Origin of the sequence: Herminiimonas sp. NPDC097707, from assembly GCF_044761395.1 — a bacterium.
GTDB lineage: Bacteria > Pseudomonadota > Gammaproteobacteria > Burkholderiales > Burkholderiaceae_D > Oxalicibacterium.
On the sequence record NZ_JBIWCI010000001.1, the window covers coordinates 2,548,019 to 2,564,230 of the forward strand.

Annotated in this window: 12 protein-coding genes; 7 read left to right on the forward strand and 5 right to left on the reverse strand. The window is 51.8% G+C overall.

The window, feature by feature from the left end; translation table 11 throughout:
• Positions 1 to 12: 12 nt before the first annotated feature.
• From ACIQW9_RS12400 to ACIQW9_RS12430, 7 genes are all read left to right on the forward strand, one after another.
• Positions 13 to 1,485 carry a Wadjet anti-phage system protein JetA family protein gene (locus ACIQW9_RS12400; protein WP_402337228.1) on the forward strand — a complete coding sequence of 491 codons (1,473 nt, stop codon included), beginning with the start codon at positions 13 to 15 and terminating at the stop codon, positions 1,483 to 1,485.
• Positions 1,482 to 2,153 (forward strand): DUF4194 domain-containing protein, encoded by a 672-nt coding sequence (locus ACIQW9_RS12405; protein ID WP_402337231.1) that lies wholly within the window; start codon positions 1,482 to 1,484, stop codon positions 2,151 to 2,153. Before ACIQW9_RS12400 ends, ACIQW9_RS12405 begins: the two co-directional genes overlap by 4 nt.
• Positions 2,150 to 5,587 (forward strand): SbcC/MukB-like Walker B domain-containing protein, encoded by a 3,438-nt coding sequence (locus ACIQW9_RS12410; RefSeq protein WP_402337234.1) that lies wholly within the window; start codon positions 2,150 to 2,152, stop codon positions 5,585 to 5,587. Before ACIQW9_RS12405 ends, ACIQW9_RS12410 begins: the two co-directional genes overlap by 4 nt.
• Entirely contained in the window at positions 5,587 to 7,215 is a 1,629-nt protein-coding gene (locus ACIQW9_RS12415; RefSeq protein ID WP_402337236.1) for an SIR2 family NAD-dependent protein deacylase, read from the forward strand. Before ACIQW9_RS12410 ends, ACIQW9_RS12415 begins: the two co-directional genes overlap by 1 nt.
• Before the next feature lie 230 nt (positions 7,216 to 7,445).
• Positions 7,446 to 8,558: an NADH:flavin oxidoreductase/NADH oxidase gene (locus tag ACIQW9_RS12420; protein ID WP_402337239.1), complete on the forward strand. Its 1,113-nt coding sequence runs from the start codon at positions 7,446 to 7,448 to the stop codon at positions 8,556 to 8,558.
• Between the two features lie 171 nt (positions 8,559 to 8,729).
• Positions 8,730 to 9,104: a DUF427 domain-containing protein gene (locus tag ACIQW9_RS12425; RefSeq protein WP_402337242.1), complete on the forward strand. Its 375-nt coding sequence runs from the start codon at positions 8,730 to 8,732 to the stop codon at positions 9,102 to 9,104.
• Positions 9,105 to 9,176: 72 nt separating this feature from the next.
• Positions 9,177 to 9,338 (forward strand): hypothetical protein, encoded by a 162-nt coding sequence (locus ACIQW9_RS12430; RefSeq protein WP_402337245.1) that lies wholly within the window; start codon positions 9,177 to 9,179, stop codon positions 9,336 to 9,338.
• Between the two features lie 410 nt (positions 9,339 to 9,748).
• Here the strand turns inward: ACIQW9_RS12430 and ACIQW9_RS12435 are convergent, their stop codons facing one another.
• The 5 genes from ACIQW9_RS12435 to ACIQW9_RS12455 all read right to left on the reverse strand — a co-directional run bounded on the left by ACIQW9_RS12435 (position 9,749) and on the right by ACIQW9_RS12455 (position 16,212).
• The gene (locus ACIQW9_RS12435) at positions 9,749 to 11,227 is read right to left on the reverse strand and encodes a M48 family metallopeptidase (RefSeq protein WP_402337247.1); all 1,479 of its coding nucleotides are present in this window, start codon (positions 11,225 to 11,227) and stop codon (positions 9,749 to 9,751) included.
• Positions 11,224 to 11,589 carry a hypothetical protein gene (locus tag ACIQW9_RS12440; RefSeq protein WP_402337250.1) on the reverse strand — a complete coding sequence of 122 codons (366 nt, stop codon included), beginning with the start codon at positions 11,587 to 11,589 and terminating at the stop codon, positions 11,224 to 11,226. The genes ACIQW9_RS12435 and ACIQW9_RS12440 overlap by 4 nt, the downstream gene beginning before the upstream one ends.
• A 43-nt stretch (positions 11,590 to 11,632) precedes the next feature.
• Positions 11,633 to 13,492: a CHASE2 domain-containing protein gene (locus ACIQW9_RS12445; RefSeq protein WP_402337253.1), complete on the reverse strand. Its 1,860-nt coding sequence runs from the start codon at positions 13,490 to 13,492 to the stop codon at positions 11,633 to 11,635.
• 666 nt (positions 13,493 to 14,158) lie between these two features.
• Complete coding sequence (locus ACIQW9_RS12450) at positions 14,159 to 15,184, reverse strand: diguanylate cyclase (RefSeq protein ID WP_402337256.1); 1,026 nt, start codon at positions 15,182 to 15,184, stop codon at positions 14,159 to 14,161.
• Positions 15,185 to 15,189: 5 nt separating this feature from the next.
• Positions 15,190 to 16,212, reverse strand: a complete 1,023-nt coding sequence (locus ACIQW9_RS12455; RefSeq protein ID WP_402337258.1) for a chemotaxis response regulator protein-glutamate methylesterase — start codon at positions 16,210 to 16,212, stop codon at positions 15,190 to 15,192.

The window sequence follows — 16,212 nt, forward strand, 5'->3', positions numbered from 1 at the left end:
TGAGGTGCGCACGTGGCTATTTCTGAGCTAATTTCTGGATCAGGATCTCACACACCTTCTTTGTTCACAAGGCTCCCGGGACGATTATTTGCCCCGCTAGCTAGTCCGAACAAAGAGCGGTACTGGGCCATCCTCTGCGTACTCTACGAAAATCGATTTGGCCCAGAGGCTCCCCTGCCACCTAGCAAGGGCTACACGTTTCGGGAGATCGTCGCCGATATTGAGAGTGCGTTGCTCCATCAAGACGCCTGGGGGGAAGAAGGCGATGATCCTGAGACCCCTATTGGTATTCGGGCCAACATGGTCATGACGAGATTGGTGGAGGCCGGTTGGCTGAAGCTGGAGCGGCGTGCATTAACCCGAACCGTGTTCATGCGACCAGTAGTCAGCCATTTTCTCACCCAACTCGTATATTTTGCTGAACGCGGCCCGGTGTTTGTGTCAGGGAAGATCAACGTCATTGAGGCGTCATTAAAGGAAGTGGTTCAAGGTGAAAAGCTTGGCGATGTCCTGGGCGAAGTTGCCCAACAGTCGCGAGATCTGCTTGAACACATCAGGAATACGGGCAATATCATCAGGGAGCTAATGGAAACACTGGACCTTGAAATGACTACGGCCCAGTATGTCAGGACATTTTTTGCCAACTACATCGAACAGGTTTTCATTGGCGACTATCGCGAGATGCGGACCAAAGAGCATCCACTTGCCAGGCGGCAGCAGATCCTGCGTATGACCGATGCCATCGATGAATCCACTGAAATTCGCTCCCGCTTGATTGATTGGTATGCGCAGTATCGAGCTACCGGTGATGTTCATCGTGCCGAACGTCTGTATGAAAGAGATATGCAGCGCTTACGCGATTTGATTCGCATCGACGAGTATATTGCACGCCTCGATGACGAAATTCGTCGTGCAAATCGCAAAGCCTATGTTTATCTTGACCATCGCCTGAGATCGGTGGACTTCCTTGATGCAAAGATTCGGCATGCCATCGATAGCGTCCTGGCCTCGTCAGAAATGTTATGGGATCCGTTCGGTGCAGGTGACATGATCAATGCAAACCGACTTGCAGAACCCCGCAAAGTGAGTGCAAAGCACTCCACTTCGGCATTAAGGTCAGTGACGTTGTCCCCGCGCGATCTGGCGAGAAACAGAGTTCTGCAACGTGCTCGCGCCGCCAGATCAATGAACCCCCACAAGCTATCAACGTTTGTGCTGACTCGACTGGAGACGGAAGGAAGTCAGTCGGGACTCGATAGCAGTGATATTAAATTAGATTCAGCGGAAGACATACGAGCCTACCAAGCTCTCTTGGCCGCATCAATGGGCATGGCCTCAGACCGGGCGCGGGTTCGGCTCCTCGCTCGGCAAATGACAAGGGGCTTTACCGTTACGCCCACTGGAGAGCCAGATGAGCCACATCCTTATATCACCGGCCGCCCCTTTAAACTAACCAAAAATCAAAAGCGGAAGGAAGATAAATGAGCGATTCACCTTGGGAGGATCTTGCTGCACGCTCGAATGGCCTTCATGTCGTCGATGACTTCGAGGCTGCGACCTACCGCTTGGTAGTAGAGCAAGTGCTGTATCACGCAGATCGGGGAAGTAGAGTCGCCTACTATGTCGTTGAGCGTTACGAACGAGATATCAAGGATGCCTTGAAGCCGTTAGGTGTGGATATCCACGTAAACAGACAGTTGCGATACGCCTATGCCATCCCTCGCCATGGCAAGAGCGGTAACGCCACGACCCAACAAACCGTCTTCGCACTAGTCCTTCGAATGGTTTATGAGGATAGTGCCAAACTGGGTGATCTCACAGACGACGGAGAGGTGATTTGTGACCTTGTCGAGCTAGATGAAAAATACCGGTTGCTGACTGGAAGGGAATTGCCTAGCAAAGGCGAGCTTGATTCGCTCATTCGTCATCTGCGACGGTGGGGAATAGCACGCCTGTCCACAGAACAGGACGATATCGGCGAGGAGGGACTACTCGACCAACCTTATGCGATCGTGATACGACCCGCCATCGTTGACATCCTTGGCGAGACGGCCCTGCAGCGACTCTCCCAGTGGCATGGCAAGACGCTGTCTGAGCCTGATGAAGGTGAAGCACAAGAACAAACCTCGAACGATGGAACGGAGGCGGCATGAAGCAGCTTGAGAGCGTTAAACTTGTTCAGTTTTACCTCTATGAACATGAAGATGTGAGGTTTGAGCGGCATACCGGCATTTTTGGTCAGAACGGCAGCGGCAAAAGCACGCTACTCGATGCCATCCAGGCTGCCATCATGGGTGGAAACACGAATCTCATTTCGCTCAATGCCCAAGCGGACGAAAAGCATATGACACGGTCGCTACGTGCATATTGTCTCGGTCAATATGGCGATATGCCTGAAGACCGCGTCCGAGACGTAGCAACGACCTATATTTCCCTCATCTGGCGAGACACAGAAACCGGCGCACCGGTAACGACAGGCATTTGTATAGAGGCGTCGTCTGATCAGGAAAAACATGCGATCGTTGGCCGTTACGTGCTTCGAGATGTCGAACTGTCTATGGGTGATCATTTGCAGATCATTGATGGCAAACCACATCCGCGTGACTGGAGTGTGTTTCGGCAGGCGTTGTTGGAGCGTTCACGTGTTTCTGGAGAAAATCCCGTTTTCCCTGACTCTGAAAAATACATACGCCAAATGCTTCTTGCGCTGCGTGGCTCTGGTGGTCTCCCTTCCATGGACGCTTTTACACGTGCCCTGCGCTTTGGGTTACGGATGAGTTTCAAAAAGACGGTTGATGAAATCGTTCGTTATGATGTTCTTGAATCTCGACCGACAAAAATCACGCAGTTCAAAGAGGTCACAGAATCTTTCCGACGGCTTTCGGCTTTGGTCGCCGAAGTGGAGGCTAAGATCAATGACGGCGAAAAGGTCATCGAAGAATTCGATAAGGCCACCTCAGACGGAAACAAATTCGTCACATGGATTGCCTTGACAGCTGATGCCGGCATGGAGCTGGCAAACGAGTTCAAGGAAAAAGCCGCCTCTGATCGCGGTATGAAGGAGGATCTTTCTGTCGCTAAAAGCACCGCACTTGAAAGGGCGCGCGCCGAAGTCAATGCCTGGAACGATAAAGTTGGTAATATTCGCAGCCTCCGTGATTCACATGCTGCGCATCAGGATTATGGCGCGCTGAGTCGCGAGATCGATTCGGCAAAAAGAGCGCACCAAGGCCAGGTAGTGGAGCTGACAACGCAGCTCAATGCCATTCGTAGCTTGGTCAGACGTTCCGTTCAATCCGGCCAATTGACAAGCTTTGCTAATGAATTTCACCAGGTTGACGCCAAGGTTTCGTCGCTACTGGAGTCCGCCTTTCCGACTATGGAGGACCTGTCAACCAACTTGCCTCCAGCCCTGGAATTGCTCGGACGGTGCGGTGAACATTTGTTCACTTCAAACAGGCAATTGCAAAATGAATCAGATGAGCTCGCTCGCCAAATTGCAGCCCTGAAAGAGGATATGTCGAGGGCCAGCACAGGTAAGGCGCCATTGAATGAAGCTGTCAAAGAGCTATTGCGGCATTTGCGCAACCATAGTCTCAGTCCAACACCAGTCTGCGATCTGGTCCGGGTGAAAGACCCGGCATGGCAACCCGTCATCGAGGCCTATTTGGCCAGTAACCGCGAGGCATTGCTTGTACGGGGAGCGGAGGAATCCGAAGCCTTTGACCTGTACCGTCAAACCCGAAACCTCTATGGCGTAAAACTGGCACGCGAAAGCAGCCAAAACCTCGACTTCCGTCCTGTAGTCGGCAGTGTTGCTGCACTTATCGATGGCGATGACCCGGCAGCCGTCGCTTACTTGCGCGTTAAGCTTGGGGATCTGAAATGTGCCGAAACGAATGCAGAAGCATTGGCTGGCGGTCGAACTTTGACCAAGGACGGTATGTTGGTCTCGAAAGGCGAGATTGACAGGATCAAGCCCCTGCGGTCACACGAATTCAAGATCGGCATTACTGCGGACGTACAGACCGGACACCTTCAACGAGAGCTAGAAAGGCTGTTACAGGTAAAGCAGACCATGGAAGAGACGCTGGGCGTCTTCGATGCCTTGCTTAAAGACCTGATTGGCTTTGGCGGCAAGAAGCAAAGGTTTGAGCAGATCATAGGAGTCCATGATCGAGCATTACAACAGGCAAAAATCCAGACGAGCTTAGAGGCAAAGTTAGCGGAATCAGCTTCAGAGGAATATGTCGAGCTCGGCAAACAACTCGCAGATGCGGAGAAGCAGGTTGAGAAGGCACGAAGCGCAGCGGAGAGTCTTGCCATTGAGGTCGGTATCGTCAATAACGATGTGGAATCCGCCAAAAGGCGTGAAGCCGCAGCCGTTGCGGAAGCGGTAACAGCCGCGGACACTTCTCGGGCAGCTCGCAGCCAGGACGGCTTCTTGGCTCAATTTGCTTCAGAAAACTGGGACAAACTTCTTGAGCGTTGCGGTCAAAATTTCACTGAAATGCGCGAACATTCCAGAGAACGTGCGGTGGCGAGTGCGCGCCTGCGGGATGCTGCAGCACAGCGCGGACTGAATGCTTTGGTTTCTTTTACCCATAATCATCGGGAGCAGGTCGGTCGGGAGCTAGCTGAAGACTGGGTACGAGCAAGCACGTGGATTCGTGAGCTTGTTGCACGCTTGAAAAGTACCGACCTTGTAGAGCAGAAGGAGCGCATGGAAGAGGCCTATCGCACCTCCCAAGAGACGTTCCGCACCGACGTGGCCATTGCGCTGAATAATAATATCGAATGGCTGGACCAATCTATGAATCGCCTCAACAAGGCTCTGCGACAATGTCCTGCCTTTTCGAATGGTGAGCGTTACCAGTTCTCTCGGAATATTCGACCGCAACTGAAGCACCTGCTTAACTTCATCCAGGATGTTGCCTCCCATGGCGCAGTGGAAGACCTTCTGGGCGGAGCCGGCGAGATTCCGCCCGAATTTAAGGAGCTGCTTGAAGAAAAAGTCGCGCCAGGCGCCGCAGGCAACAAGAGCGCGTTGGATGACTACCGTGAGTTCTTTGAGTTCGAGATTGAAATTTTGCGAGAGGACTCGGAAACCGGTAAATCAAAAGCAGTCGGCAAACTTAGCAAGCGCCTTGGTAGCGGTTCTGGTGGCGAGCACCGTGCGCCGCTTTATGTGATCGCAGGTGCCGCTCTTGCATCAGCCTATCGGTTAGATGACGGGCATCGTGATGGAATGGGCTTGATTCTTCTAGACGAAGCCTTCAACAAAATGGACATCACCAATATTATGGCGACGATGCGCTATTTGGAAGACTTGGGACTACAAGTCGTATTGGCAAGCCCAGGGGAGAACCTTGGCATACTGACTGCCTATTTGCATAGGTATTACGAGATTCTGCGAGACCCTGTTGCAAATGTCGTTGATCTCGAAGGCCGCTCCGTTTCTGAAGAGACGCGCTTGGCTTATCGCAAGGACCTGCCGGAATTCAACCCTGAGCTAATTGAGGCGGAGCTCCGCGTTATCGAGTTGGTGAAAGCTCCTGCTGGCGAATTTTCTGTCACGGGTGGCTGATGGACGCTTCCCTCGAAGCCTTCGCCCGGCAATCTTTGACTAATTTATTTAACGCGGGGGAGCGCACGCAAGCTGGCGTCCGATCCCGCGCCGCCGTGCTCACTGCTGCGACCTTAGCCTCATATCGCTCGACTAAATCCTTGCAAGAGAAGGAGGCCTTCGAGAACATCGTCTTGGCTGCATCGGCCACCGGCGCAGTAGATGTTCAATGGGACACTGGTTATGTGCCGAAAAGGGGCCGCAGCGATGGGTTCATCTCCCGCATCGATTTGCTTGATGTCGAAAAATTGGGCTTCTTCTTGAACTGCAGGCTTACAGGCGACAAGATCCGTCAGGCTGAAAAGCAATTTTCTCCGCTATTCGCTAGCCATCCCGTTCTTTCCGATGTGATCAAAAGATGGTCACAATTGAAGACTGTACGTAGATTCAAACCGGATGATCTCGACTATTGGTTAGATGCCGCCATGGTGGTGGACTATACCAAGTCTCAGCAACAAAACGGTGGGATATCCACGCCAATCAGGGACGCAAGCGCAACGCTCTTCAAAGACAATAAACGAATAGAAAGACTTGCACCGGCCGTAGATATTCTCCTTTCGGGGAATATCGATGCAGAGGCACGGCCAGCCGACGAAGTTTGGAAAGAAATTGGACTTTTCCGTGAAGAGCGCCGTCGTGAGGTGCTGAGTCGTGACCACTTTGTTGAGTGTTATGGCGATGTAATTGGTGCACACTGGTTCGAGCGCAACGAGCGGCGTTTCAATCAACTGCTGCAATGTCTCGCGACGCAGGTTGTGGTGCCCTTCATTGGAGCTGGTATTTCAGTAGGAGGCGGCTTTCCTACTTGGGCCGACCATCTACGCCAACAAGGACGTACGGCTGGCCTTCCGGCTGATCAAGTCGAAGCTTGGCTGATAGAGGGGCAATACGAACAAATCATCGCCCACATCGAGCAGCAGCGCGGGCGAGAGGTATTTGCACAGGAGATTCGCGATGCTTTCGATAGGCGCGGCCGCATCCAGGACATCATGCTGCGCATTTCAGAGCTGTTCTCTGGCACTCTAATCACGACGAACTATGATCGTTTGCTAGAGCAGGTTTTCGAGACCTATCGCGCGACGCATGTTCAGGTACTTAATGCAGCGACTGCGATCGAATTGTCCGAACATGACAAGACAACCATTATCAAAATCCATGGCGATATAAAAGATCCTGGGAATTGTATCCTCGGTAAGGCGCAGTACGATGCGGCCTATGGCGAAGCTGAGCTAGATCTACAACTCCCCGTGCCCAAGATTCTTGCACACTACTACTGCAACAATAGCTTGATATTTTTGGGCTGCAGCTTGCGGAATGACCGTACGTTGCAAGTTTTTAAGGCCACCAGAGAAGCGGCTGGCGATGCGCCGTTTCCTCAACACTTTGCTATCGAACAGGCACCAGAACTACATGACGCCTTGGTCGCGCGTAATGCCGAACTCCTGCGTCTGGGAATTACAGCAATCTGGTATCCGAAAGACCAGCACCACAAAGTAGAAGCTATTCTTCGTCACATACGAATCGAGCTGAGCTACATGAAAACCCAGATGCCCCGCGCCGCCGACGCAAAGCAGCTTTCAAAATTCTGAAATGCAAGTTATAACATTCAATAGAGTCACCTTCCTCAGCGCTTTTATATTTTACGCACTTCATCGAATCAAAGGATATGTTGCAGTCAAATCGAGTCGAGTATGTGATCGGTGGCATGTTCTATTACTGTCAATGCGCGCGAAGCACTTGAGATTTTGAGAAATTCGATGACTGCAACTAATCTGTTGGTCTGATACTCTGATTTCGTCATCTGCCAACTGGATCAACCATGAGCCAACTCTTCTCCCCCTACACCCTCCGCAACCTCACCCTCCCCAACCGCGTCGTCGTTTCCCCCATGTGCCAGTACTCCGCCGACAACGGTGCGGCGACTGCGTGGCACATGATTCATCTCGGCCATCTTGCCTTGTCGGGTGCCGGCATGTTGATGATCGAGGCGACGGCTGTGGAGCCGGAAGGGCGCATCACGCCGAAGGATCTGGGTTTGTGGGATGACGCTACCGAGGCGGCGCTGGTGCCTGTCCTTGCTGCGATTCGCAAGTATTCAAAAATCGCCGTGATCATGCAGCTTGGGCATGCGGGGCGCAAGGCGTCGAGCAAGGTGCCGTGGGATGGTGGGCAACTGTTGCCGGTCGCGGATGGCGGCTGGATGTCGTATGCGCCCTCAGCTGTGCCGCAGAAGGAAGGCGAAGTCGAACCGCTCGCGCTGGATGTTGCAGGCTTGCGTCGCGTGCGTGATGCGTTTGTATTAACTGCAAAGCGTGCTGCCCGTCTGGGTATCGATGGACTGGAAGTGCATGCCGCGCATGGTTATTTGCTGCATCAGTTTCTGTCGCCGATTGCCAATCACCGTACCGATGAATACGGCGGCTCGCTGGAAAATCGCATGCGCTTTCCGCTGGAAGTGTTCGATGCGGTGCGCGCAGTTTTTCCGGCCGACAAACCGGTTGGTATTCGTGTGTCGGCAACCGATTGGATGGAGGGCGGCTGGAATCTGGAACAGACCATCGCCTTTGCCACTGAGTTGAAGAAGCGCGATGTCGATTGGATCGATGTGTCGTCGGGCGGCATTTCACCTTTGCAGAAAATTACAATCGGGCCCGGTTATCAAGTGGCCTTTGCACAAGGGGTGAAAGAAGCGACCGGTGTCAATACGATGGCGGTGGGTCTGATTACCGAGCCGCAGCAGGCGGAAGACATCATCGCCAGTGGCAAGGCCGACTTCATCGCACTGGCACGCGGCATTTTGTACGACCCGCGCTGGCCGTGGCATGCGGCGGCTGCACTTGGCGCAACCGTTGAAGCACCGCCGCAGTACTGGCGTTCGGCGCCGCACGGTCAGAACAAGATATTTGGCGAGACGGTGTTTGGCGGGCGTTGAGGTTTCGCGCAACGCACAGCAGAGCTTGCGAAGCGACAACAAACAAGTCGCTTCCAACTCTGATGGACGATAAGCGTTAAGCTGCTTCTTTAGATGTTGTTCCGCTTTGCTTCATCTCGCATCATTTGATGAAACCAATATTTTGCGCCAACGAAAGAAGGAGTGAAAATCATGGAAGACAAGCTGGTCAGAATCCCCGGCCCCGATCATCCGATCACGATTACACCTAACCCTGCACGCATCAAGGTTACGGTTGCGGGTCGCGTTGTCGCCGATACGACAGAAGCGTTGACCTTGCAGGAATCATCGTATGCAGCTGTGCAATACATCCCGCGCAAGGATGTCGACATGTCGCTGCTCGAGCGCAGCAATCATGTAACGTACTGCCCTTTCAAAGGCGATTGCTCTTACTACGGCATCCCTGCCGGTGGCGAGCGCTCGGCGAATGCAGTGTGGACGTATGAGATGCCGTATCCCGCTGTTGCCGCGATCAGGGAATACCTCGCGTTTTATCCGGATCGTGTGGATGCGATTGAAATCGGTTAGCGATTGAGTGTTAACGCATGCAGCAAAGCATTATTTTTCTGCGAACAATTTATGTAATTTGAAAGTAAGACTATGAAACGATCTGCACACTATTTCACCAGCCGTCTCATATTGTTATTGCTGGCCACTTCGATACTTGGCGGTTGCGGTGGATATGCGCGCGCACCCAGCAGCAGTTCAGGCGTCGAAATGTATGGCGTGATTGATGTGGGCGTGCAGCACGACAGTCGCTAACAGTTGTTGATTTTTCGTGTGCTGCCGCCATAGCCGCATTACGTTTCTTCCAAAAATTGAAAAATCGAGCAGGCCAGCGTTAGTAATGACATGGCCGACGTTTGGTACCATCAACAAGCCTGAAGGCATGCGCCTGTCGCCTTGCCGGTAAATCCAGGTATACAGTTCACACCGCCGCCTCAGTTCAATCAGTCCACCGGCCAAATCGAATACGGTCGATTGCGAAGTGCGATAAGTGTTGCATTGCAAGTCGCTCCTTCAATACAGGGCACGACTTGCACTAAAGCGCGGCATTGCGGATTTACGATGCGCTATTCGCCAATAAGCGATGCCGCTATCGCTGCGCGCATCTGGCGCACCTTATTGATAAAACTATTTATCAGCTTGCTGGCTGATTAACGACAGCATATTTACTTGCCGTCTTTGGAGCAGTTTTCATGCTTCAAAAGTGAACGGAATGCGCAATCTGTTTTCATGCGTTTAGCTGTCGCACTATCGCCAATACGCTCATAAAACCCGATCATCACAGGACGCAGACTTGGTGGCTCCTTGAAGTATTGAAAGCCCTTTTCCATACTTTCTTTTGCCTGTGTTTTGCGCCCTTTGATGAATTCATCATTCGCTTTCAATTGAATCAGATTCCAGCTTGGTTCAGGTGAACTTGCAGATTTGGCAAATGTATTGCTGAATCCTTTTTGATCACCAAGTGCAAGCTGTGTTTCGGCGAGTACGCGCAAGGTGAATGGATGGTTGGCAGTCGGAGGGTTGACAGCTTTGCGTGCTAACTGAAGAGCTTTTGTATTCTGTCCGGCGATGCGCAGATCATCAGCTTCATATGCCAGTTTGTAGTGGACGATGGTTTGGGCTACGCTTTTGTTTTTCATGATTTGCGCCCACTCTGTTTTATGGACGCGGGTTTTTTGCGGCGAATCTGCATAAAACTTTTCGTAATATTCGGCGGTTGTTGAAATGCGCAGGACGGCCGCATCATGCTTGCTGGATAGTTGTGACTTCATCGTGCCCCACACATTGGCGAATACCTTGTCCAGTTTCAGATTTCCATCCTTGAAATCCTTTTCGAACTGCGCATGCAACAGGGCATCTTTTTCAGCCTTCTTTTTATCGACGCGTTCTTCTTCGGTAGAAAGTAATTCCAGCATCGATTTCATCCCGCGACTGTAGGAATATCCCATTTTGGTAGCCAGGTCGATGGCCAGCGCATCGGCTTCATCTTCCTGCTTTCTAGACCAGGCTGGCAAGAGTGCAATATCGGTTACTGCTATCAACAATTGCATTTGCTGCAGGTACTTAACGGAATTTTTGCTCAGTGCTGCGGTAGCTGTGCCGCCGGCATTCAAGTTGGCGTGCACCTGTGCACCCAGCGCAGCGGTCTGTTGTAGTTGTTTTTGAAGATTGCCGACCATATCCGACTCGTGATGGCCGTAAATGATGTGCGCCAGTTCGTGAGCAAGAATGGCGACGATCTGATCTTCGGTTTCAAGATTTTTCAAAAAACCGATACCAAGAAAAATATTCTCGTCAGGTGTGGCAAAAGCATCCAGACCTTCATTCGACGTGACATAAACGGTGCCAGGTAAATTTGCGATGCCGGTTTCTTTTTTGATTTTGGTGAGCAGATCGTTCAGATACTTGGTCAAGGCAGGAATAGGTACCAGCCCTTCTCCCTGGGCGCGGTAGTCATTGACATCGCGCTCCTTGCCGATCGCGAGCAAAGATGGTTGGTATTCACTCGGCAGCGCTTGAATGACAGGCTGCGAAGATCTGGACGCAAGCGAGGTGAAGTTGCTGGTCAGATCTTTCGTGGCCTGACATCCGCTCAGTATCAACAAGAGCGAGAACGTGCTGCTGACGCGTAAAGTCATTTTCATTTTGTGCAGCCGCCTTCATTACCAACACCTCGAATCGCTGCGGTATCTCGCGTATTTTTTGGGGTGACGCGAGCAATGGTTTTGCAATCGCGATTGATTTTGAACGCGATGCTCGATGCCCAGACCGGCGTTTGTTCGACAGTCAGTTTGATGCGTTCGCCTTCTTCTGCCATGACGGGTAATGGCAAGGTTTTTGTCAATTCTTCGGGTGCTATTTCTCGTAATGCAGCAGTGCTTTCGGCTGTTGCATACAGGCGGATTGGTTTTTTGCTGATAACGGTGCTGATCGTATCGGCATGGACATGCAGGCTGAAGCCGGCGATCAATAGTGCGAGGAATAATTTTTGAAACAATGTTTTCATTTTTATCTTTCCTTCGTATTGTCGAGAATGATTGGTATCAGTTTTAAGCAAAAGTTTTGTGCCATGATCGTTTGATCAAGCGCGACAGGTCGATCAATTTCGGGTGTACGTAATCAGCAAGTCTTTTGCCGATATGCAGAAATTCAATCGTAATTGGATAGACCGCGTATTCCATCCACGATAGCGGACCCAGATGGAAGTAATGCAGCCCTATCCATGCCATCAGGAACACCATGGCGATGGTGAGTACGATGCGCCTGCACCATGAGACTATCCAGCCGACCAGATTGGGTAGGCCGAGATAGATGCATGCTTTTTTTAATTCGGCATACCAGGCTGTCACCAGCCTCAATGCCGTTGATAACAATCTCTTCTCTTGATTTGCTGATACTGTTTTTTTAAACCAGCGGGCGAATGGGATATGGCAGGCGCATTGCAGGCGACGTGCTTTTTCAAGTAGTCGTTGAAGGCAAAGAGGAATACACCTTGGGTTCCCGGATAGTGAGCTGTAAGCCCATCGGAAAAGTGTCGCAAAAAGAGCAAAGACAGACACTACTGCAACAGGAAACAGCGTCCCCGCACTATAGGGTTTTTCGAGATCGAATTCTTCCGCTGCGGGATACTGATCACCATAGTGCAGCAGGTTATCCAATGCCATCGCATGCATATGCAAGCCCGCCAGACGGCCATGCACAGGTGAATACTGGGCATCGTCCATGCTTTGCAGATTGCCGCCGTACACGATCAATCGATCTTCTATCAAGGGTTGCAAGGCTTCGCCCGGCATGTTGCGCAGAGCGCTCAAAGGCAATGTCGCGTGATAGGCGCAGAATGGTTTCTGGAGATCGGGTTCGGATGCGAATAATGTATGCCTGAGTGCAGCCGGCATTGGAATCGCTTCCACCGTGAACCAGTTATTTCTGCAGCCGGTATTTTCAGTCGGACCGTAACCGGGTGGGCGACGGTTGATTTCTGCACCCTTGACGCCCCATATCAGCGCCAGCGGCGATGCAGATAATGTAAGCGGAGTACTACCTGGCAAGTCGTTATAGATTTGTGCTGCGGCAGAAAAAATCTGCTGGTTTGCTACGCCGCTTACCAAATCGTAGCGCCATGATTGGCGGTCAATTGCATCGACTGCCTTGTCTACTGCAACCTCCACAGCGCATGCCTGGGGTTTGTTTTCAAGGCTGCGTGGCCCGGTAGCCGGCACAGTGATGGCCTGCAACTCTGGCCTGAGAGTGGGCGTGTCGGAACCGTCGGGTGAAAGCGTTGCCAGATAGACGCGTGTGCCACCCTGATGCAGCCGGCAAATCGCATCGACTAATTCTCCAATAGAAGGATCGTCACGTTTATCGTGGAACCAGATATCGATGAATACTGCCTTGGGAGAAAGCGTGCCGAAAGCATCCAGCATTTGTGCATGAAATGCATAGGGTAGCGGATAGGTTTTCTTGAAAAATTTCAGATCATCGTCATCAATGGCAAAGACGGAAATATTTGTTTTTTTGCCGACATCATCTGCAGCCGGATAGAAATTTGCTCCGATCAAGGGGCTGGTCAGCTGCGACGAGACGCGTTTGATCGCTTCGTCGAAAATAAGAAATTGCGATACCCACGCCAGAATCAGGCCGGCAACGAGGTTGCACACAAAATAGACGGCGTAGTAAGTTGCCTTGGCTTTACAGCCCAAGCGAGATGTCAGGATTTGCAGCAGTTCGATGTCGCTTGCAGGAAGCGTGATCCAGGCCAGCGAGTCTTCTGCAAGAGCCGCATCGTCCTGTGCATTCTTGTTGGCGGCCGCACGCAGACTTTCATTTGTGGAAATGGAATAGGCATGCCAGGCTTGGGCAAGCTCGACCTTTGTTGCACGGAATTTGTCTTTGCGCAGACAACGCCGCATGCGCCGGATGTCTGCTGAATGATTTAATAAAAGCGCAGCTATGCTTTGACGCGATATTGCCATTCCCCATCCCTCAAGCGCGCCATTAAAGCTATGTCCGGCTATGCAGCCGAATCTTATTTAAGCAAAAAATCTGAAACGTTTTTATGTAAAAGGATCGCTATCCATTGTGATGGGAGAGTACACCAATAGCGCAATGCTTTCTATGTGGAAATAGTTAAATTAAAAATGGTAAATATCGAGACAATTCTGTGCGCATAACGCTTCCCTCGTGATGCAGCAAATTCAGCGATAAAGCGACGCAAAATAATCTGATTAATTTTGCATCAGGAATCGCCATGAAACCTATTCCAGTGGATCAGAGACAGATCGTCTGGTAGCAGGATTCCACTCCGGCGAAACGATGTTATCCGGCATGGGCGGCAAGGCGCTTAACTTCTGGATGCATATGGAATACTTCCCGCGAGAAGTAACGGGGAGCTTATCGGATGGATGAGGGCGAGTCGCGCCGCATCCGAAAGATGAATGGCCGTATGCGCGAGGAGTGTTGCGTTAAGCCTGACTATCAAGCGGCCCTTTTTCAGGGTGCTTGAAAATGATTTTTCTGTCTCGCGATTGCCAATCGTCCTCGCTCCATAGCGAGACTTAACGGTATTTTGTATTGCGTTAGTCGCCCTCATGCACGACACGCCGCTTGCCCAGTGCCTTGGCGCGATAGAGGCGTTTGTCCGCCAATTTGATCAAGTCGCTTTGTCCAGTGTCTTCTTGCGGCGTGAAAGTTGCGGCACCGATACTCACGGAGATAAAATCGCCGGCGATCGTAAATGCATGTGGTATCGCCAATGCTTCCATCGCGCTGCAGATTTTTTGGCTGGCAATGACTGCACCATCTATGTCGGTGTCGGGCAAAATCACGGCGAACTCTTCGCCACCGAAGCGTGCATACAGATCGGCCGAACGCATGGCACATGTGCCCAATGATGAGGCAACAGTCTTGAGCACCATGTCGCCGGCGACGTGGCCGTAGTGGTCGTTGTATGACTTGAAATCATCGACGTCGAGTAACAGCAGCGACAGCGGTTTTTGATCACGTCGCGCGCGTTTCCATTCTGCACTCAGGTAGTCGTCAAAGTAGCGCCGATTGGCAATGCCGGTGAGGCCGTCCGTATTGGTCAAACGCTGTAATTCAAGATTGGTTATTTGCAGTTGTTGCTGGCTTTCGCGCAATGCACGATAGGCGGCATTGCGTTGCCGCATGTTGTTGTATGCGCGCGAGTGGTAACGGATGCGTGCAATCATTTCTATCGTGTCAGGTAGTTTGACCAGGTAGTCATTCACGCCAGCGGTAAATGCATCGCGCTTGATCGCTGGATCTTCCTTGGTCGATAAAACGATGATGGGAATATGCGCGGTGATGGGGCTGAGCCGATACTGGCGCACCAGTGTCAGACCATCTACGCCCGGCATGACCAAATCCTGCAGGATCACTGTCGGGCGGGTTTTTTCAGCGATGGCCAGCGCTTCGTCGGCGCGTTCACAATAGTGAAAGTCAATGTTCGGATCAGCCAACAAGGCGCGTCTGATCGCTTCGCCTACCATCACCTGATCGTCGACCAGCAAGACCATGATCTTGCATTCTTCGTCCAGAAAATTGATGCCGAGTTCTTCGTCGATACTATGTGCAGAGTTCATGATTTTTATTCCCGTGGGTCCAACAACTCAATCAATCTTGGCGCAATCGCAGTAAGCGCCAATACCTCAGTGGCGGCATTCAATGCGACAGCAGCCTTCGGCATGCCATAAACGGAACATGATTTCTGGTCCTGTACGATGGTATGGTGTTTGGAGGTGTGCATCGCTTTCAGACCGAGTGCACCGTCACGCCCCATGCCGGTTAACAACACGCCAATTACTTTTCCGCGCCATTTTTCGACAACGCTATTGAAAAACACGTCGATGGATGGGTGATACACATCCATAGGCGATTCTTCCGCATAGCCCAGTGTCTCGCCTGTCTTCATCAGTAAATGATGACTGGTGCCCGCCATCAATACCAAGCCTTTTTGCGCTTGGTCGCCTTCTTTGGCGAGCCTGACTTCGAGACTCGTCTGTTGTTGCAACCAATCGGCCATCCCCGGCGAAAATGCTGCGTCTATGTGTTGAACGATCACAATCGCTGCGGGGAAATCTTGCGGTAACTGCTTCAGGAGCTCGGCAAGTGCCGCCGGGCCGCCAGCCGATGCGCCGATTGCAACCAGTTTTGTCGAGGCATCGGCTTTTTCGGCACGAACAGGAGTTGCCGCTTTCAACAAGACAGAAGGCGCTTGTTCCATGCGGCTGAGCTGCTCAATTTTTGCCATCAATATGGTGGCTGCACCGCTTTGTGCATCGTCGCTGCTTAAAGTCGGTGTGGCGACTACATCCAGTGCGCCATGTCCCAGCGCTTCATATACCTTGCCGATATTGGCGCCGATGTCCGAAGTCACAATCAGGATCGGGCACGGGGTTGCTTGCATGATGCGCCGGGTTGCTTCCACCCCATCGACCTTGGGCATGATCAGATCCATCAGCACGATATCGGGCAATTGCCAGGCGCACATTTCAGCCGCCTGTTCTCCATTTTGTGCGACCCAGATCAACTGATGGTCAGAATGTTCTGCCAGCACCCTGCGCAGAACTTCGACGATCATCGGGACGTCGTTGACGATACCAATTTTCAC

Excerpts from the sequence above, each read along its gene's own strand:
- ACIQW9_RS12445 (WP_402337253.1), bottom strand. The coding sequence starts at position 13,492 with ATGCGGCGTTGTCTGCGCAAAGACAAATTCCGTGCAACAAAGGTCGAG.
- ACIQW9_RS12450 (WP_402337256.1), bottom strand. The coding sequence starts at position 15,184 with ATGAACTCTGCACATAGTATCGACGAAGAACTCGGCATCAATTTTCTG.
- ACIQW9_RS12435 (WP_402337247.1), bottom strand. The coding sequence starts at position 11,227 with ATGAAAATGACTTTACGCGTCAGCAGCACGTTCTCGCTCTTGTTGATA.
- ACIQW9_RS12420 (WP_402337239.1), top strand. The coding sequence starts at position 7,446 with ATGAGCCAACTCTTCTCCCCCTACACCCTCCGCAACCTCACCCTCCCC.
- ACIQW9_RS12440 (WP_402337250.1), bottom strand. The coding sequence starts at position 11,589 with ATGAAAACATTGTTTCAAAAATTATTCCTCGCACTATTGATCGCCGGC.
- ACIQW9_RS12410 (WP_402337234.1), top strand. The coding sequence starts at position 2,150 with ATGAAGCAGCTTGAGAGCGTTAAACTTGTTCAGTTTTACCTCTATGAA.
- ACIQW9_RS12405 (WP_402337231.1), top strand. The coding sequence starts at position 1,482 with ATGAGCGATTCACCTTGGGAGGATCTTGCTGCACGCTCGAATGGCCTT.
- ACIQW9_RS12430 (WP_402337245.1), top strand. The coding sequence starts at position 9,177 with ATGAAACGATCTGCACACTATTTCACCAGCCGTCTCATATTGTTATTG.
- ACIQW9_RS12425 (WP_402337242.1), top strand. The coding sequence starts at position 8,730 with ATGGAAGACAAGCTGGTCAGAATCCCCGGCCCCGATCATCCGATCACG.
- ACIQW9_RS12415 (WP_402337236.1), top strand. The coding sequence starts at position 5,587 with ATGGACGCTTCCCTCGAAGCCTTCGCCCGGCAATCTTTGACTAATTTA.